Source organism: Sphingopyxis sp. CCNWLW2 (assembly GCF_037095755.1).
Lineage (GTDB): Bacteria > Pseudomonadota > Alphaproteobacteria > Sphingomonadales > Sphingomonadaceae > Sphingopyxis.
On record NZ_JBAWKJ010000001.1, the window covers coordinates 2,180,791 to 2,200,177 of the forward strand.

12 protein-coding genes are annotated in these 19,387 nt (G+C 66.5%); 8 read left to right on the forward strand and 4 right to left on the reverse strand.

The annotated features are described in order from the left end of the window. The gene (locus V8J55_RS10435; RefSeq protein ID WP_336445531.1) at window positions 1-2,178 is read left to right on the forward strand and encodes a GumC family protein; all 2,178 of its coding nucleotides are present in this window, start codon (window positions 1-3) and stop codon (window positions 2,176-2,178) included. 12 nt (window positions 2,179-2,190) lie between these two features. Next, entirely contained in the window at window positions 2,191-3,552 is a 1,362-nt protein-coding gene (locus tag V8J55_RS10440) for a hypothetical protein (RefSeq protein WP_336445532.1), read from the forward strand. A gap of 6 nt (window positions 3,553-3,558) precedes the next feature. On the opposite strand, the gene V8J55_RS10445 is transcribed toward V8J55_RS10440, so the two are convergent. Together V8J55_RS10445 and V8J55_RS10450 are read right to left on the reverse strand one after the other, a co-directional pair. Then, window positions 3,559-4,803 carry an acyl-CoA dehydrogenase family protein gene (locus V8J55_RS10445; RefSeq protein ID WP_336445533.1) on the reverse strand — a complete coding sequence of 415 codons (1,245 nt, stop codon included), beginning with the start codon at window positions 4,801-4,803 and terminating at the stop codon, window positions 3,559-3,561. Window positions 4,804-4,898: 95 nt separating this feature from the next. Next, window positions 4,899-5,810 (reverse strand): LysR family transcriptional regulator, encoded by a 912-nt coding sequence (locus V8J55_RS10450; RefSeq protein ID WP_336445534.1) that lies wholly within the window; start codon window positions 5,808-5,810, stop codon window positions 4,899-4,901. Between the two features lie 188 nt (window positions 5,811-5,998). Here V8J55_RS10450 and V8J55_RS10455 point away from each other — a divergent pair, with 188 nt between their 5' ends. Beyond that, a complete protein-coding gene (locus V8J55_RS10455; RefSeq protein WP_336445535.1) occupies window positions 5,999-8,374 on the forward strand; it encodes a TonB-dependent receptor plug domain-containing protein in 2,376 nt (791 codons plus the stop codon). Between the two features lie 17 nt (window positions 8,375-8,391). After that, a complete protein-coding gene (locus tag V8J55_RS10460; RefSeq protein WP_336445536.1) occupies window positions 8,392-9,660 on the forward strand; it encodes an aminotransferase class V-fold PLP-dependent enzyme in 1,269 nt (422 codons plus the stop codon). On the opposite strand, the gene V8J55_RS10465 is transcribed toward V8J55_RS10460, so the two are convergent. Further along, window positions 9,652-10,830, reverse strand: a complete 1,179-nt coding sequence (locus V8J55_RS10465; RefSeq protein WP_336445537.1) for a winged helix-turn-helix domain-containing protein — start codon at window positions 10,828-10,830, stop codon at window positions 9,652-9,654. The genes V8J55_RS10460 and V8J55_RS10465 overlap by 9 nt on opposite strands. A gap of 191 nt (window positions 10,831-11,021) precedes the next feature. Here V8J55_RS10465 and V8J55_RS10470 point away from each other — a divergent pair, with 191 nt between their 5' ends. From V8J55_RS10470 to V8J55_RS10485, 4 genes are all read left to right on the forward strand, one after another. Then, window positions 11,022-11,981 (forward strand): substrate-binding domain-containing protein, encoded by a 960-nt coding sequence (locus V8J55_RS10470; protein WP_336445538.1) that lies wholly within the window; start codon window positions 11,022-11,024, stop codon window positions 11,979-11,981. A 135-nt stretch (window positions 11,982-12,116) separates the two neighbouring features. Further along, entirely contained in the window at window positions 12,117-15,077 is a 2,961-nt protein-coding gene (pgmB, locus tag V8J55_RS10475) for a beta-phosphoglucomutase (RefSeq protein WP_336445539.1), read from the forward strand. Beyond that, on the forward strand, window positions 15,071-17,434 hold the full coding sequence (locus V8J55_RS10480; protein WP_336445540.1) for a TonB-dependent siderophore receptor: 2,364 nt from the start codon (window positions 15,071-15,073) through the stop codon (window positions 17,432-17,434). The genes pgmB and V8J55_RS10480 overlap by 7 nt, the downstream gene beginning before the upstream one ends. Before the next feature lie 70 nt (window positions 17,435-17,504). Continuing rightward, window positions 17,505-18,734 carry an MFS transporter gene (locus V8J55_RS10485; protein ID WP_336445541.1) on the forward strand — a complete coding sequence of 410 codons (1,230 nt, stop codon included), beginning with the start codon at window positions 17,505-17,507 and terminating at the stop codon, window positions 18,732-18,734. Between the two features lie 132 nt (window positions 18,735-18,866). Here V8J55_RS10485 and V8J55_RS10490 read toward each other — a convergent pair whose 3' ends face one another. Further along, window positions 18,867-19,337, reverse strand: coding sequence for a DUF3237 domain-containing protein (locus tag V8J55_RS10490; protein WP_336445542.1), 471 nt, complete (start codon window positions 19,335-19,337; stop codon window positions 18,867-18,869). Window positions 19,338-19,387 lie beyond the last annotated feature (50 nt).

The following is a 19,387-nucleotide window of genomic DNA, read 5'->3' on the forward strand; positions in this document are numbered from 1 at the left end:
ATGGACGCAGTAACACGGCATATTCCGCGCGGCCGGGAAGCGGACCCTGAGGTCGATCGCGGCGCGCTGATCGACCTGCGCCGGGTCGGCGGTGTGCTGCGCCGGCGATGGATGATCTTATGTGCGGCGATGGCCGCGGCGATCGTGATCGCCGCGGCCGCCTATCTCGCCGCCGAACCGCGCTACCTCGCCACCGCGCAGGTCGCGCTGGAACGGACGGCGGAGCAGGTCATCAAGGTCGATTCGGTGATCCCCACGACCGATCCCGATTCGGCAGCGGTCGATACCGAGGTGCAGGTCTTGCGCTCGCCCGAGCTCATCGGGCGCGTGGTCGATCGGCTGAAGCTCGAACGCGACCCGGCGTTCAACGAGGCCGCCGGACAGGGCCAGCCGACCGCGCAGCCCGACCTGATCGGGCGCCAGCGCGCGATCGGTACGCTGCTGGGCGGGCTGACGGTGAAGCGCGACGGGCTATCCTATGCGATCAGCGTCTCGTTCGAGGGCGCCACGCCGGTGCAGTCGGCGCAGATCGCCAATGCGCTAGTCGACGATTATGTATCGGGGCAGGTCGGATCGAAGACCGAGGCGACGCATCGCGCGCGCGGATTCCTCGAAGAGCGCCTTCAGGATCTTCGCGCGCAAGTGGTCGGCGCCGAGCGCGCGGTCGCCGATTATCGCGCCGCGCACAATCTTTTCGCGGTCTCCGAAGCGAGCAGTGTGACGCAGCAGGAGCTGTCGGGGCTGTCGACCCAGCTTGCCCAAGCCAAGGCCGAAAATGCCGCGGCGCAGGCGCGCCTTTCGGCCGCGCGCGCGCAACTGAGCGGCGGGCGGACTGGCGAGGAGCTTGGCGATTCGCTCGATTCCCCCGTGGTCAGCCAGCTGCGCGCCCAGCGCGCCGAGGTGGCGCGCGAGGTCGGGGCGCTCGAAAAACGCTATGGCCCCCGGCATCCCGATCTCGTTCGCGCGCAGAGCCAGCTCCGCGTCGCCGATCAGCAGATCGCGGCCGAGGTGCAGCGCATCGTCTCCAACGTCGCGATCCAGGCGAGTATCGCCAACCAGCGCGCGGGTTCGCTCGCGGGGTCGGTGGCGCAGTCCGAGGGTAAGCTCGCCAGCGACAATGCGGCATCGGTGCGGCTGAACGAGCTGGAGCGCAACGCCGAATCGGCGCGGACGCTCTATCAGGCGTTCCTCGATCGCTATCGCCAGACGGTCGCGCAATCGGGGCTGGAGCGCAGCGATGCCTATGTCGTCAGCCGCGCGCGCGTTCCCGGCGCGCCGAGTTCGCCGAACATGCTGATCTATGCGGCGATGGCCGTGGTCGGCGGGCTCGGCATCGGCGTGCTGCTCGTTGTCCTGCTCCAGCTGCTCGAACGCGGCATCGAAACGAGCGATGCGATCGAGGAAATGCTGGGGCTGTCGACGCTCGCTTCGATCCCCGACGCCAACACGCTGCCCGGCTATCGCAAGCTGGGTCCGCCGGCGCCCCCGGCGGAGCTGCTGCTCAAGCGGCCCCAATCGACCTATGCCGAAGCCTTCCGCACGCTCCGTACGTCGATCCAGTTCGCCGAGGCGGCGGGCCCGATCCGCGTCGTCGCGATCACCTCGGCGGTGCCGGGCGAAGGCAAGACCACCACCGCGATGGGGCTGGCCCGCGCGGTGGCGGCGGCGGGCGGCAAGGTGCTGCTGATCGACGCCGACGCACGGCGGCGTGCGTCCAGCCGGCAGTTCGCCGACGGCGTGAAGCTGGGGCTGGACGAAGTGCTGGCGGGGCAGGCGACGCTGGAACAGGCGATTGTCAAGGACAGCATGTCGGGCGCTTTCCTGCTGCCGCAGCGGCTCGATTCCAAAGGCGTCGGGTTGACCGAAAGCCCGCGGCTGGCCGAGCTGATCGAGGAAGTGCGCGGGCGGTACGACCTCGTGATCCTCGACACGCCGCCGGTGCTGCCGGTCGACGAGGCGCGCGTGATCGCGAGCATGGCCGACGGGGTGGTGTTCCTCGTGCGCTGGCGTAAGACGCCGGCCAAGGCGGCCTCGGTGGCGCTGCGGCGATTGTACGATGTCCATGCCGAGATGCTGGGCGCGGTGCTGACGCTGGTCGACGTGCGCGAGCAGGAGCGGGCGGGCTATGAGGATGGCGGCACCTTCCTGAAGGCGTACCGTCCTTATTATGCCGACTGATCCGGCGGCGCCGTGACCGCGCAGGCGCTACCTTATGGCCCGGCGTTCGGGCTTGGCATCCTGCTGCCGGTCACGGCGGTGCTGCTCGTCGCGCTCGTTATCGCGGCGCGGCGGGCGGGCAGCGTCGCGGGCGCATTCGTCGTGGTGGCGCTGTGGATGCGCTACACGGCGGGCGCCTATCATCTCTATATGTTCCAGCCGCTCGCGGGCGGGCTTTCGGGCAATGCCCTGCTTTCGATCGGGGTCACCGCGTTCGGGCTGCTCTTTGTGGTGCGGCCGGCCAATCTGGCGCTCAAATGGCTGCTGCCCGTCTACGCGCTGGTCGGGCTCGCGCTGTTCAGCGCCGCGCTCAACGGCGATGCGACCGGCGGGATCAACGTGGCGGTCAAATATGCCTATATGATCGTCATCATGCTCGCGGTGTTCCAGGCGCTGCGCAGCGATCCCGACGCGCGGTTCCTGAGCTGGGCGATGGTTTCGTTTCTGCCGCTGCTCGTCTTTCAGGCGCTGTCGCTGGCGCTCAACCTGCCCAAGGGGTCCGAGGATGGCGACGGGCTGGTCTGGATCGGCGGCTATAATCACGAAGCGGCCTTCTCGGTCGCGATGATGACGGGGTTTCTGGTCGGCTGTTTCGCCCGGTCGGCGCCGCGCGCGGTGCGCATCGCCTTCCTGCTCGCGACATTGATCGGCATCCTGCTCGCGGGTTATCGCACGACGATCCTCGCGTTCGCGCCGCTCGCGCTGGCGGCCTTCCTAAGCGGGCTGACGCTGAGCGTGCGGCGCGACCAGCGCGCGCCGATGGCGGTGACGGCCATGGTCGCGGGGGTGCTGCTCGTCTCGGTCGCCGCCCTGTCGTACAGCGCGAGTTTCGCGGACCTTTCCGCCTTCCTCGCGGACCCCGCCGGGCTGATCAAACCGCCGCGCGACTTCGACCTGCTCGAACGGCAGGTGATGTCCGGGCGGCCGCTGATCTGGAGCAGCTATATCTATGCCTGGGCCGCGGGCACGCCGCTCCAGCATCTGTTCGGCCTGGGGCCGGAGAGCTGGGAGGGCGTGTTCAAGGTCTATCCGCACAACACACTGATCGCGACGCTCTACGAACTCGGCTGGTTCGGCGTGGCGGCGATGATCGCGCTGTGGACGGTCATGTTCACCGCGGCCGCCTCAGCGCACGGCGAGCGCTTCAAGCTGCTCGCGGCGCATTTCGCCTTCTTCCTGCTCAACATGGCGACGATGCCGTTCTGGCAGGTCGAGGGGCTGGCGCTCTACGGCCTGCTCTGCGGCTACACCATCCATGCCGCGCGGGCGGCGCCGCGTCCGCAGAAGCGTTCGCGGCGCCCGATCCCGGGCGCGAAGGTGCGGCCGTCACTGTAGGGGCCGTCAGTGTCGTCCCAGTTCCTCGCGGCCGACCACCATATAATGGACCTCGTCGGGACCATCGGCGAAACGCAGGTGGCGCACATCGGCATAAAGGTCGGCAAGCGGCGTCCATTGCGAGATGCCGGTCGCGCCGTGGATCTGGATCGCCTGGTCGATGATCTGGCAGGTGCGTTCGGGAACCATCGCCTTCGCCATGCTGACCCAGACGCGCGCTTCGCGGTTGCCGAGCAGGTCCATCGCCTTCGCGGCCTTGAGCACGATCAGGCGCATCGCCTCGATCTCGATCCGGGCGCGTGCGATCACTTCCAGATTCTTGCCGAGCTGCGAGATCTGGCGGCCAAAGGCGGTACGCGAATTGCCGCGCTTGACCATCAGGTCGAGCGCGCGTTCGGCCTTGCCGATCGTGCGCATGCAGTGATGTATACGCCCCGGCCCGAGGCGCATCTGCGAAATCTCGAACCCGCGGCCCTCGCCGAGCAGGATATTGTCCTTCGGCACGCGGACATTGTCGAAGCGCATGTGCATATGCCCCTGCGGCGCATGGTCGGCGCCAAAGACGTGCATCGGGCCGAGGACCTGCACGCCGGGCGTGTCCATCGGCACGAGGATCTGTGAATGCTGCGCCTTCCGCGCCGCCTCGGGGTTGGTGTTGACCATGCAGATCAATATCTTGCAGCGCGGATCGCCGGCGCCGCTGATGAAATATTTCTCGCCGTTGATGACCCACTCATCGCCTTCGAGCCGCGCGCGCGTTTCGAGGTTGCTCGCATCCGACGAGGCGACGCCGGGCTCGGTCATCACATAGGCCGAGCGGATTTCGCCGTTCAAAAGGGGTTTAAGCCAGCGCTCCTTCTGGTCGGGCGTACCGACCATTTCGAGCACTTCCATATTGCCCGTGTCGGGCGCCGAGCAGTTGAGCGATTCCGACGCGAGCGGCGACTTGCCGAGCTCGGCAGCGATATAGGCATAGTCGAGGTTGCTGAGCGGGGTGCCGGTGTCGCCGTGCGGGAGGAAGAAATTCCACAGGCCCGCGGCCTTCGCCTTGTCCTTCGCGCCTTCGAGCAGTTCGAGCTGGCCCGGCGCCCAGCTCCAGCGATCGGCGCGGCCTTCACCGAGGCGGAAAAATTCCTCGGTGATCGGATCGACATTCTCGGCGATGTGGCGCTTGACCGCGTCGAACAGCGGCTGCGCCTCCTTCGACATTCTGAGGTCGTTGAGTTCGGCTTCGAGTTCGATCTCGGTCATGGCAATTCTCCGCTGGGTTTCGCCCGCAGTCTAGCCGCACCATGTCATCAAGGAAAATGATAGGAGCGAATATAGGATATTCGCGAAGTGAATGACTATGCGGGCCGCGCCAGCTCGTCGGCGATGATCGTGCGCAGCCAGCCAAGTCCCGGATCGGCCTGCGCCGCCTGATGCCAGTAGAGATAGCTTCCGCCCGGTTCGACCGGCAGCGGCAGGTCAACGAGCTGCATCGGCCACATCGCGCCCAACACCTCGGCATGCGAGCGCGGCAGCGAAAACAGCATGTCGGACGTGGCGACGATCTGCCACGCGGTGATCGCGTGCTGGCAGCGCACCGCTACGCGCCGGGCGAGGCCCATGCGGCCGAGCGCAATGTCCTCGATCCCGGGACCATAAGGCCGCGAGGTCGCGATGATATGTTCGAGCGCGAGATAGGTATCGAGGTCGATCGCGCCGTCGACGCGCGGATGCCCCTTGCGCGCGACAACGACGATGGGCTCGGTCCCGAGATAATGGCGCTGGAGCCGGTCGTCGGCGGGCAGCGCGACATCCAGCGCGAGGTCGAGGTCGCCGCTCGCGAGCATGATCACGAGGTCGCGGCGGCGGAAGGTCACGCTGGCGAGCGCGACATGCGGGGCTTCGCGCCGGACGCGCGCGACGAGCGAGGAGAAGCGCGGCATCTCGCCCGACAGGCGCACCCCGATGCGGAACTCGCGCGTCGCCTCGGCGGGGTCGAATGACGCCGCGGCGTCGAGCGCCGCGTCGAGCCCGCGCAATGCCTCGCGCACCGGCCCCGCGATCGCACGCGCCGCCGGGGTTGGCACCAGCCCATTGCCCTGCCGTACGAAGAGCGGGTCGTCGAACTGTGTTCGTAATCGTGTCAGGGCGTGGCTGATCGCCGGCTGCGAGAGGTTCAGGTGGCGAGCCGCCGCCGACACGCCGCCCTTGACGAAGATCGCGTCGAATATCCGCAGCAGGTTGAGATCGAATCTGGCGAGCTGCCGCAAGACGTCCTCCTCTCCCAAACCGGCGTGTGACGGATCATGGGCCTAATCGCTAATGATGCGGAAAGGAACCGCCGCCCGCAGCAACGCTCCCGATCCGCATCGAGCGACACCGGTTTGTCACAATGAATTCCTAGGTCGCGACGGCAATCAAAACATAACTCTCCCCCGTCGAGATCCAAGGAGCATCCATGAAAAGCCTCACCGCCTGCGCGCTTGTCGCGCTGCAATTTGTTGCGCCCGCGACGGCCTCGGCCGAAGAGATGGCGACGGCCGGAACCGAAAGCGCCGAGGGCGAGACGATCATCGTCACCGGCACGCGCGACGCGCGGCGGACCCAGTTCGACACGCTGGCCCCGATCGACGTGCTGTCGGGCCGGGCGATCGACAGCAGCGTGTCGAACGACCTGTCGGATACGCTCGCGCAGCTCCTGCCGTCGTTCAACGTGCAGCGCCTGCCCGCCGCCGATGGTCAGGCGTTTGTGCGCCCCGCGACGCTGCGCGGGCTGTCGCCCGACCAGACGCTCGTCCTCGTCAACGGCAAGCGCTATCACCGCTCCGCGCTGCTCGGGACGCGCGGTGCGCAGGCGGCCGATCTCGCCACCATCCCGAACCTTGCGATCAAGCGGATCGAGGTGCTGCGCGACGGCGCATCGGCGCAATATGGCTCGGACGCGATCGCGGGTGTCATCAACATCATCCTCGACGACCAGCCCGGCATGACCGCCTTCGGCCAATATTCGAGCTATTATGAAGGCGACGGGCAAAGTTATCAGACCGGCGGGCAGGGCGGCGTAGCGCTCGGCGATCGCGGCACATTGGTCTTCGCTGGCGAATTTTCGAAGTCCGACGCGACCTCGCGCACGCGGCAGCGCCCCGATGCCGAGGCGTTCCAGGCGGCGAACCCGAACCTCGACGTCCCGAACCCGGTGCAACGCTGGGGCCAGCCCGACCTGCGCTCGGTACGCGGCGCGGTAAACGCCGATTACGAGATTGCCGATGGCGCGACCGTCTATGCCTTTGGCACTGTGGGAAGCGGCGAGGGGGTAACCGACTTCAACTGGCGCAATCCCGCCGGCACTGCGAATGTCTACAACCCCAGCACGGCGTTCCCCGGCTTCAGTTTCCGGAGCTTGTATCCGGCCGGCTTTACGCCGCGGTTCGGCACAAAATACGACGATTTCCAGACCGCGGGCGGGCTTCGCGGCGGGCTTGGCGATCAGTTTACCTATGACCTCAGCGCGGCGCTGGGACGCAGCCGCATCAATTATAACATGGGCGAGTCGCTCAACGCGTCGCTCGGCCCCAACAGCCCGACCAGCTTCTATCTCGGGCGGTTGCGGCAGAACGAGTTCAACCTGAACGCCGATTTCGTCTACCGGCTGCCGCTTGGGCTGGCCGAACCCGCGAATATCGCGTTCGGCGCCGAACGGCGCAACGAAAGCTATGCCATCCGGCCCGGCGATCCCGCTTCCTACGCGATCGGTCCCGGCGCAGCGACGGGGCTGGCGCCGAACAGCAACGGCTTCCCGGGTTTCAGCCCCTTGAGCGCGGGTGAATGGTCGCAGACGAGCTACGCCGGCTATCTCGATGTCGAGGTCAAGCCGACCCAGATGCTGACGCTTGGCGCGGCGGGGCGTTACGAGGATTTCTCGGCCTTTGGCGACACGTTCAACTACAAGCTGTCGGCGCGTCTCGAACCCCTGAGCGGCGTGGCGCTGCGCGCGACCTGGTCGACGGGTTTCCGCGCGCCGACCCCGGCACAGCTCAACGCGCTCACCACCAGCCAGGGGCTCGACACGCGGACGCTGCAGATCTTTAACACCGGACGGCTGTCGCCCAGCGACCCGATCGCGGTCGCCCTCGGCGCCAAGCCGCTGACGCCTGAAAAATCGCGTACGCTGACCGCGGGCCTGACCTTCCAGTCGGACTTCGGACTGACGGGCAGCATCGACGTCTATCAGATCAAGCTGCGCGACCGTTTCGGCCAGTCGGCGACCTTCGCGGTGCCGGCCAATCTGCCCAATCCGCAGCGCTTCACCGCGGTTACCTATTTCACCAACGACTTCGACACGCGCACGCGCGGGATCGACGTCGTGCTCGCCTATGCGCGCGACGTCGGCCCGGGCAAGGCCGACATCAGCCTCGCCTACAACTACAACCAGACGCGGGTGACGAGCGGCACAAGCGCGTCGATCGGGAACGAAACGCAGCGGGTCCTGTTCGAGGACCGCTTGCCCAAGCATAATGGCACCGCCTCGCTCGGCTACACGATCGGCCGCTTCGGGTTGCAGGGCCGCGCGCGCTATTATGGCGCGTGGACCGACGTCAGCGGCAATGCGACGGGCGAGGTCTTCCAGCGCTTCGGATCGATGGTGATGTTCGACCTGTCGGCCAGTCTCCAGCTGAACGATCATCTGTCGATCCGCGCCGGGGCCGAGAATATCTTCGACACCTATCCCGACGAGGCGACCAACCAGGCGGTGCGCGGGCTCATCTATTCGCGCAATGCCCCCTATGACACCGACGGCGGTCAATATTATGTCCGCGTCGGGATCAATTTCTGACGGCAAAGGGAGCGGGCGTGGAGCTGAATCGAAGGCAGATGCTGATGGCCGCCGCGGCGGCGCCGGTGGCGGGGCGGCTCGAAGCCGCGCCGCTGCCGGCGGGCGCCCGCCCCGACGACGAGCAATATTGGGCGAAGATCGCGGCGCAATATGATGTGATCGACGACATCATTCAGCTCGAAAACGGCAATTGGGGCATGATGGCGCGGCCCGTGCTTGAGCACTATGAAGCCGCCGTGCGGCGGGTGAATCGCGCGACGAGCTATTACGCCCGCCGCGGGCTTTTCCCCGACCTTCTCGCGGTGCGCGCGCGCGTCGCGGCGAAGCTGGGCGTCGCGCCCGAAGAAATCGCCTTCACGCGCAACGCGACCGAGGCGCTCAAGGCGTTGATCGGCGGGTATAACCGGCTGCGCGCGGGGGACGCCGTGCTTTATGCCGATCTCGATTATGACAGCATGCAGGCGTGCTGCGACTCGCTCAAGAAGAGTCGCGGCGTCGATGTCATGCGCATCGCGCTGCCCGAACCCTCGACGCATCAGGGGCTGATCGACTGCTACGAAGCCGCGCTCAAGGCCAACCCCCGCGTCCGCCTGATCCTGCTCACGCATCTGAGCCACCGGACCGGCCTGGTTATTCCGGTCCGCGAAATCGTCGCGATGGCGCGCGCCCGCGGCGTCGATGCGATCGTCGACGCCGCGCACAGCTGGGGACAGCTCGATTTCTCGCTTCCCGATTTGGGCGCCGATTTCGTCGGGCTGAACCTGCACAAGTGGATGGGAGCCCCGCTGGGGGTCGGTGCGCTCTATATCCGCAAGACCAAGGTCGAGCTGATCGATCCCGACATCGCCAACGACCCGCCGTTCGCCGCGACCGCCCAGGCACGCGTGCATACGGGCACGGTCGATTTCGCGGCGCAGCTCACCGTTCCCGCCGCGCTCGATTTCCAGGATGCGATCGGCGATGCGCCGCGTGCGGCGCGCCTGCGCTATTTACGCGATCGCTGGGCCGAACCCCTGCGCGGCACGCCGGGGGTCGAGATATTGACCCCGGTCGATCCACGGCTGCACGGCAGCATCACATCGTTCCGTCTCGCCGGGCGCACCAGCGAAGCGGACAATATCGCGCTCGCCAAACGCCTGCTCGACGATCACCGGATCTTCTCGGTGCATCGCGGCGGGCCGGCGCGCGGGGCATGCGTCCGGATCACGCCGGCGCTGTTCAACGGGCCGGGCGACGTGGACATGCTCGCCAGGGCGATCAGGGCATTGGCTTCTGCCTCAGGATGACGCGACCGTCAGGCCGATCCGGACGCCTTCCAGGCCAAGCCATGCCGCCATCCGGTCGAGTTCGATCGCGAGACGCTCGAGGGTTTCGGCAGGAGCGCCCGGTTCGAGGGTAATCCGGTGCGCGAGCAGGACGCCGGCCTGGCGATCGGCCTTGAGGTCGACGCGCGCCACCAGCGCGTCGTCCATCAGGAGGGGCAGGACGTAATAGCCATGGGTGCGCTTGTCCTGCGGGACATAGATTTCGATGCGGTAGCGGAACCCGAACAGACGTTCGGTGCGGCTGCGCTCCCAGATCAGCGGGTCGAACGGGGCGAGCAGCGCCGCACCGGTCACGCGGCGGGGCAGGCGGGCGTCGCGGTGCATCCAGACCTTCTGGCTCCACCCTTCGACGCATGCGGGGATGAGGGTGCCGGCCTCCGCCTCAGCAGCGATCGCATGATCGGCTTCGTCGGGCTTCAGGCGATAATAGTCGCGCAAATCTGCGGCCGTCGCGACGCCAAGCGCGCGGGCGCTCCGTTCGATCAACGCGCGCTGCGCGCTTGCGGCGTCGGGGGTTGGCAGGGCGAGTACGGCCTTGGGCAACACGCGTTCGGGCAGGTCATAGACCCGCGCAAAGCTGCCGCGTCGCGTCGCGGTGGTGATCCGGCCCGACCAGAACAGAAATTCAAGCGCGTGTTTGGTGTGGCTCCACTCCCACCAACCGCTTTTGCTCGATCCATTCTCGAAATCGGCGGCGGCCAACGGCCCTTCGGCGATGATCCGGTCGAGCACCGCCTGCGCTTCGGCGCGGTGCTCGATCGCAAAGCGCTTCAGGGCCTGATAGCCGATCTCGCCCCGCTCGGCGCGCGCCATCCGCCAGCGGAGCAGCGGATGAAGGTCGAGCGGAAGCAGCGAGGCTTCATGCGCCCAATATTCGAACAGGCGCCGCTGGCGGGTGGGGCCCCAGGCATCGCGCTCGAGCAAAGTCCGATCATAGCTGCCGAGCCGAGAGAAGGCGGGAAGATAGTGCGCGCGCGCCAGAACGTTGACGCTATCGATCTGGAAGAGCCCCAGGCGGCCCAGCGATTTGCGCAAATGGAGGGCCGTCGGCTGTTCGGGGCGACCGACGCCGAAACCCTGCGCGGCGAGCGCGATCCGGCGCGCTTCCTTGAGAGAGAGGGTGATCGTCACTTGCGGAGGCTTGGCGCCGGCTTCGGGGAGCGTCAACCGTCATGGATGCCGCTGGCTGCGAAGCGGCTTGTGAAAGCCGGCCGTCGGGCGTTAGGGGTGCGGCATGGCTCAGCGCATCGATTCTCGCCATCCGTCACCATGCGATGCCGCGGGTGAGTAAAGCAAAGCCCAGCGATGGCGCGCGGCCGACCATGGCCGATGTAGCCCGCGAACTGGGCGTCGCGAAAATCACCGTTTCGCGCGCGCTGTCGAACCATTCGACGGTCAAGGACAGCACGCGCACGCTGATCCGCGAGACGGCCGAGCGCATGGGTTACCGGCTCAATGTGTCGGCGCGCAACCTGCGGCAACAGCGCACGCGGACGATCGCGGTCGTGATCGAAATGACGCCGTCGCACGAGCGCCTGATGAGCGAGCCCTATCCGTTGCTGCTGCTCGGCGGCATCCTTCAGGAACTGAGCGCGGCGGGGCAGAATATGGTGCTCACCACCATCGACCTGTTTTCGGAAGCGCCGCCCTCGGCCGACGGCGTGATCCTGTTGGGGCAGGGGGTGCATGACGACGCCGCCGCCGTGATCGAGGCGACCGGGCTGCCCTATGTCGTGTGGGGCGCCGAACATGGCCCGCCCGAACGGATCGTCGTCGGCAGCGACAATCGCGAGGGCGGGCGGCTCGCGGCCGAATATCTGCTCGGGCGCGGACGGCGACGGCTCCTGTTCCTCGGCGACGCGGAGCATGGCGAGGCTGAGGATCGCCTCAATGGTTTCCATGCTGGGCTCGCGGGTTCGAACGCGGTGCTGGTCGCCAATATTCCCTGCGCCTTCACCCTCGCCGCGGGCCGCGACGCGGTCGCGCCGCTGCTCGAAGGCGGCAAGCCCGGCTTCGACGGCATTTTTGCGAGCAGCGATGCGATTGCGATGGGCGCCATCGAGGCGCTGCAGGCGCGCGGACATGATGTGCCCGGTGCCGTGTCGGTGGTCGGTTTCGACGATTCGCCCGGCGCCGCGCTTTTTTCGCCCCGCCTGACGAGCATTCGGCAGGATTGGGGCTTCGGTGGCGAGTTGCTCGCGCAAAAGGTGCTCGACCTCGTCGCCGGAAAAGCGGTCGAATCGCGCGCGATGCCGGTCGCACTGATCGTCCGCGACAGCTAGCTCACAGGATAGTTTATCATTGCCTTCCAGCGGTTTCCCGCAAAATGGTATCGATACCTTGACATCGATACCATTTTGCGGGAAACCGAGCCCCAGAGCGGAGGGCCAAGCAGCCTTCGCCGTGGGTGAGGGTGCGTGGCGACAATCGAAAATCCTTCAGAAGCGATGCGGCTTGTCCGCCATGGCGATGCCGCGACCGGCGCGCAGGCGGCGGCGCTCTTTGCGCTCGCCAACGGGCTGGTCGGCGTCGAAGGGGTGATCGACGAGCGCGCGGACCGGCCCTGCGCCTATCTGCCCGACGCCTATGTCAGCCGGCCGATCGCCTATCATGAAAGCTTTCCGGGTTATGCGAGTGCGACCGATACGCGCGTCCCGTGCCCCAGCCCCGTGCTGCTGCGCCTCCATATCGACGGCCAGCCCGTAGACTTTGGCGCCGCCGAACTCGTCTCGACCGAAAGCGCGCTCGATTTTGCGACCGGCCAGCTTCGCCGCGTCTCGCGCTGGCGGCTTGCCGGCGTCGGCACGCTCGAAATTGCGGTCGACCGCATCGTCCCACTCGCTGGCGGCGCTTGTGTCACGTCGCGCATCCGCCTCCGGCCGATCGATTTCGGCGGAGCGGTCGAGGCATCGCTGACTTATGGGATCGAAGACAAGGGCGCGAGCGGCGGCGAAGCCGACGATCCGCGCATCTCGGCCCGGTTGCGGCCGGTCTGGACCATTGCCACCCCCCTGCCGGGCGACCCGTCCACGGTTACCCGGTTCGCGCAGGATGCCGTCGAGCTCGCCTATCGCCAGCATGTCGCCGCCCCCGCCGCCGAAGTGGCGGCCGAGGGCGCGGGGCATGTCGTGCGCGGCGCGCTGGTCGCCGGCGGCACCCTGACGATCGACCGGGTGGTCGCGCTGGCATCGGCGCGCGGCCGCCCGGTCGACCCCGCGGTGTTCGACGATGTGGCAACCGATTTCGACGCGATCGCCGCCAGCCAGCGTGCAGCGGTCGAGGCGCTATGGGACAGCGCGGCTTTCGCGATCGACGGCGACGATGCGCTGACGCAGGCGCTTCGCTTCGACCTGTTCCAGCTCCACCAGTCGGCAAGCCGCGACCCGAACCACAGCATCGGCGCCAAGGGGCTGACCGGCGAGGGCTATGAAGGCCATTATTTCTGGGACGCCGAAACCTTCATGCTGCCGGTGCTCGCGTTGCAGGCGCCCGACAAGGCGCGGACCTTGCTCGCCTATCGCATGGGGAAGCTCGACCGCGCGCGCGCGCATGCAAAGGCGCTCGGCCATGCGCGCGGCGCGCTCTATCCGTGGCGGACGATCGCGGGGGCAGAATGCTCGTCGCACTATCCGACGGGGTCGGCGCAATATCATATCAATGGCGATATCGCTTATGCGCTCGCGCTCTATGTCGCGGCGACGGGCGATGCGGATTTTCGCGCCGAAGCTGCCGAAATGCTGTTCGAAACCGCGCGCATGTGGATGGAGATCGGGGCGTTCGACGCGCGGCGCGGCGGCGCCTTCTGCCTCTATGGCGTGACCGGGCCCGACGAATATTCGGCGCTTGTCGACAATGATTTTTACACCAACGCCATCGCGCGCCGCCATCTGGCCTATGCTGCGGAGACCGCGGACTGGCTCCGCGCCCGCGGCGATTTTGCGGCGCTGGCCAGCGCGATCGGTCTCGGCGACGCCGAAATCGATGATTGGCGCAAGGCGGCGGACGCGATGTGGCTGCCCGCCGACCCGGTCCTCGGTGTCCACCCGCAGGATGATGCGTTTCTGGGCCGTCCGGAGCTGCCCGATCTTGCGTCGCGCGGCGGTCATGGTCCGCTGCTGATGCGTTATCACCCGATGATCCTGTTCCGCCATCAGGTTGCGAAACAGGGCAATGTCGTCCAGGCGATGGCGATGGACCTCGTCGATGTGCCGCTGTCGCGGCAGCGGCGGAATTTCGATTATTATTCCCGCGTCACGACGCATGATTCGACGCTGTCGTCGGTGTCCTTCGCCATCATCGCGGCGCGGCTCGGCGACGAGGCGGCTGCGCTCGGTTTCCTCGGCGAATGCGCCTTCGTCGATCTTGAGGATCGGCACGGCAACACCTCGCACGGCCTCCACATGGCGGCGCTGGCCGGTAGCTGGCTTATCCTCGCGCAAGGCTGGGGCGGCCTTTCTCTCGCCGGCGCGGTGCCGTCGTTCCGGCCGCAGCTTCCCGCCGCGTGGAAAGCCTATCGCTTTCGCCTGCAATGGCGCGGCAGCGTGATCGAGCTTGCGGTGGACGCGGCGGGTTGCACCTATCGCCTGCTGTCGGGCGCGCCGCTCGATATCGTCGACCATGGGCGCGCGCTGCGCATCAGCGACGCGCCGGTGGCCGCGCCGCGGCCGACGCTGAAAGGCGTGATCTTCGACCTCGACGGCGTGCTCACCGATACGGCCGAGGATCATTATCAGGCGTGGCAGGCGCTCGCCGATCGGCACGGGCTAGCGTTCGACCGCGAAACCAACCACCAATTGAAGGGCGTCGACCGCGCGGGTTCGCTGCGCCTGATCCTCGATCATGCCGGGGCTGCGGTTGATCCCGCGACCTTCGACGCGATGCTCGCCGAAAAGAACGACCTCTATCGCGAGCGGCTGGCGGGCTATTCGCCCGCAAACCTGTTCGCCGGCGTTCGCGAGCTCTTTGCGGCGTGCCGCGCGGCGGGCATGAAAATTGGCCTCGCGTCGGCCAGCCGCAACGCGCCCGACGTGGTGCGCCTGCTCGGCATCGCGGGCGAATTCGATTTTATCGCCGACGCCGGCGCGGTTGCCCACGCAAAACCCGCGCCCGACATCTTTCTGGCCTGTGCCGACGGCATGGGCCTGTCTCCCGGACAGTGCATCGGCGTCGAAGACGCGCGCGCCGGAATTTCGGCCATCCATGCGGCGGGCATGGTGGCCATTGGCATCGGGCCGGAAGAGGCGCTGCCCGATGCCGAGATCAACGTCACCGCCATAGGCGATCTGACGCTCGACCGGATCCTGTCGGCAGAACAGGAAGCGGCGGCGCGCGGACGCCTTTCAATCAGAACAGGTAAAGTGGAGGATATGCCATGTTGAATCGAACCTATCTGCTGTCGTCGATTGCGCTGATCGCGCTGCCGGCCACGGCTTTCGCCCAGGAAGCGCCTCAGCCCGACGACGCGGCGGCGGCCAATGAAGAAATCATCGTCACCGGCACCGCCGGCGGCGGGGTCAACCGCCAGGACGCGGCGTTCGCGATCACCAGCATCAATTCGGACGCGATCGATCGCGCCGCGCCGAACAGCACCGCCGACCTGTTCAAGGTCATCCCGGGCGTGTCGGCGGAAAGCTCGGGCGGTCAGAATGGCGCGAACATCTTCGTGCGCGGCTATCCGTCGGGCGGCGACGCCGAATTCGTCACGCTGATGGTGCAGGGCGTTCCCTTCTTCTCGCCCCCGACCTTGTCGTTCCTCGAAAACACCCAGCTGATCCGCATCGACGAGACGATCGAGCGCGTCGAGGCGGTTCGCGGCGGCACCGGCGCGCTGTTTGGCAGCGGTCAGCCCGGCCTCACCGTCAACTTCGTCCAGAAGGAAGGCGGGCGCGATTTCGAGGGTCTGGTGAAGGCCAGCATCACCGACTATGGCGACCTGCGCGGCGACATGCTGCTCTCGGGCCCGCTCGGTGAGAACACCAGCTTCATGGTCGGCGGCTATTATTCGAGCGGCGAGGGCATCCGCAGCCCCGGCTTCACGGCCGAAAAGGGTGGCCAGATCACCGGCAATATCCGCCACGATCTCGACAAGGGCTCGATCCTCGTCTTCGCGCGCTACCTCAATGATCGCGGGCAGTGGCTGCTGCCGATCCCCGTGATCCGCGACGGCAACAAGGTGCGCCAGTTCGGCAATATCGATCCGGGCACCGGGGTGCTCGCCGGCCCCGAAACGCGGCTCAGCACGCTTCCCGACGGGACGCGCGCCGACCTCGCCGACGGTCGCGGCGCCAAGCTGGTCAACCTCGGCACCAATTTCGATTATGAGATCGGTGAGGGTTTCCAACTGCGTTATCGCGCGAGCTATCTCAAGGGTGATGCCGACACGACCGGTCTCGTCCCCGCCAGCACCGCAACGACCGCTAACGCCTATGCCGCCTCGCTCGGCAGCGCCGTCGGCAGCCTGACCTATGTCAACGGCGGGCAGGCGGTCGCCGGCACGCAGCAGGTGATCCGTGCGGGCACGTGGATCGTGCGCAAGCAGATCGAGGATTTCACCAACGATCTCGCGGTCGAATGGGAAAGCGGGAGCAACAAGTTCACCGTCGGCGCCTATTATTCGGACTTTTCGTCGAACGACCAATGGAACCTCGGCAACGTCCACCTGCTGACCGCCGAAAACCACGGACGCCTGCTCAACCTGACGCTCGCCGATGGCCGGGTCGCGTCGAGCAACGGCTTCACCCAAGGGTCGTTCTTCAACGTCAACGCCGCCTATGACGGCCGCGAATATGCCTTCTATGCGGTCGACGAATTCCAGATTACGCCCGAACTGCGATTTGACGCGGGCATCCGCTACCAGAATTACAAGGCGACCGGCACGATCGAGAATAACAGCTCGGTCGACACCGACAACAACCCGAATACGCTGTATAACAATGGCACGGCGGTGCTCAACGGCACCTTCCGCAACATCGCGTACAAGAAGGGCGCCTGGTCGTGGACTGCGGGGCTGAACTACGACATCTCGTCGTCGGTCGGCGTCTATGCCCGCTATAACCGCGGCAACACCAACCCATTTTTCGACAATCTGCGCGACGGGATTTTCGTGTCGCCGCGCGTCGACAATTTCGAGGGCGGGGTGAAGGTCCGCACCGATCTCGTGTCGCTCTATGCCACGCTGTTCCATACCAAGTTCAAGGGGCTGGTGACGACGGTGATCCAGAATGGCGCGCCGGTTGCCGACATCGGCGGCGCGCGCAGCACCGGGATCGAGCTCGAAGGGCAGATCCGCCCAATCGACAATTTCGCCATCGCTTTTTCGGGCACCTGGCTCGACGCGAAATACCGTGACTTCTTCGCGGGTGGCGGGACGATCGACCTCAGCGGCAACCGCGTGCAACGCCAGCCGAAATGGCAATGGCGTGTGACGCCGTCGTACGACATCGAGTTCGGCGACAATAGCAAGGTCTCGCTCTATTCGACCTTCAGCTACGTCGGCGACCGCTTCTCCGACACCGCGAACACCCAGTCGCTGCCGCATTATTTCAAGATCGATGCGGGGGTGACCGTCGATGTCAACGACGCGCTGACCTTTGCGGTGACCGGCGACAATCTGACCGACAAGGTCGGGCTGACCGAAGGCGATCCGCGCACCCTGGGGCAGACGGGGGGCGAAGTCGTCAACGCGCGCCCGATCCTCGGCCGGTCGTTCCGCTTCAGCGCCGCCTATAAATTCTAGAGGATCATCCCTCCCTGGGTGGCCGCGGCCTCTTCGCGGTCACCCCTTCTTTTTCTGCTAAGGACAGCCGATGGCCCGCACCCGACTGATCGCCGCGCTGATCCTGACTTATGTCGCCTTTGCGATGCTGCTCAACAGCGTCGGGACGGTGATCCTTCAGTCGATTTCCAGTTTCGATGTCACCAAGCCGCAGGCGAGCACGCTAGAGGGGTTCAAGGACATCACGATCGCGGTCGTGTCGTTTGTGACCGCGAGCTATCTGCCGCGTTTTGGCCTTCGCAACGCGTTGATCGGCGCGCTCATCCTTGCGATCGCCGGCTGTATCGTGATGCCGCTGGTTGGCAGCTTCGGCGCCGCGCAGCTCCATTTCGCGATGGTCGGCGCGGCCTTTGCGGTTGCCAAGGTGGTCGTCTATTCGATGATCGGCCTCGTGACCGACAGCCCGCGAAAGCATGCCAGCCTGACCAGCCTGATCGAAGGCATGTTCATGGTCGGCGTCCTCTCCTCCTATTGGGTGTTCAGCGCCTTCATCGACCCGACCGGCCTCCGCTGGCTGAACGCCTATTGGGTGCTCGGCGCGATTACGGCACTGGCGCTCGCGCTGTTACTCACAGCGCGGGTCGACGAACATCGCACGCACGAGGGCGAAGAAGCGGCCGCAAGCGAGGGGCCGCCGTTCGTCGCGATGCTCAAGCTCGCGGCGCTGCCGCTGGTGCTGGTCTTCGTCGCCTGCGCCTTTCTGTTCGTGCTGATCGAACAGGGAATCCAGAGCTGGCTGCCGACCTTCAACAACGAGGTGCTGCACTTGCCAGCGCAGATGAGCGTGCAGGCGGCCAGCCTGTTCGCTGCGTGCCTCGCGATCGGGCGCTTCGGCGCGGGCGCGGTCATGGCGCGCTTCGACTGGTATCCGGTACTGAACGTCTGCCTCGCATCGCTTGCCGCGCTGATCATCCTCGTGCTGCCGCTTGCCGACGGCGTCGCCCCCGGGGCGATCCATAGGTGGGGCGACGCGCCGATCGCGGCCTTCCTCTTTCCGCTGATCGGCATCGCGCTGGCGCCGGTCTATCCAACGATCATTTCGGTGATGCTGAGCGCCATGCCCAATCGCCAGCACCCGTCGCTGATGGGGCTCGTCGTCGTCTTCTCGGCGCTCGGCGGGACGACCGGATCGGTCATTACCGGCGCCATCTTCGCGCATCTCGACGGGCGCACCGCGTTCACGCTGATGCTTGTCCCGACGGCGATGCTTGCTGGCGGGCTCTTTTTGCTCCGCCGCAGGATCCAGGTCATAGAAGCCTGATTCCAGAGGGGGGCGAGCCATGGTCGCCAACCGACTGGGTACACCGAGGGGGGCGGCCTGCGTTTTCCTGCGAGCGATTCCGAGGTCCGCTATGCGCTCCCGGAAGTCCAGTTCGCCGGCGATCGGACCCTCCTAAAGCAGCTCGAACACATCGTAGCGTACCGCGCCGCCGATGCTGGCGCCGAGCCCGACGGCGACGATGTCGTTGAGCCATAGATAGCGCTCGTCCCCGGTCTCGAACATCGGGGTGGTGCGGAAATAGACTTCGGCCTTTTCCTCCGGCGTCCGCGGGCCGCCGTTCCGCGCATGTTTGTGCGCGGCCGACAGCGGGCGCAGCACGCCGCGATAGGAGACATAGATCAAGGCGCCATCGTGCGTTTCCATCGTGATGCGCGCGTCGAGCCGCAGCGTGTCATTGTCGTCGATCGTCGCCCAGTCGCCGCCGCTCGGCATCACGCGGCCGTGCAGCCGCTCGCCCTCGACCTCGCCGCCGGTCAGCGCAGCGATCATCCGGCGCCCGAAATGCGCCTTGCCGATCATCTGCTGCGGCTCGGTGAAGCTGGCTCTGTACGAACAGAGGTAGCGGAAACGGGGTTCTTCCATCGGTCATCCTCTCACTAGTGCAGGGGAGCGGGCGCGGCGGCGAAAGGGGT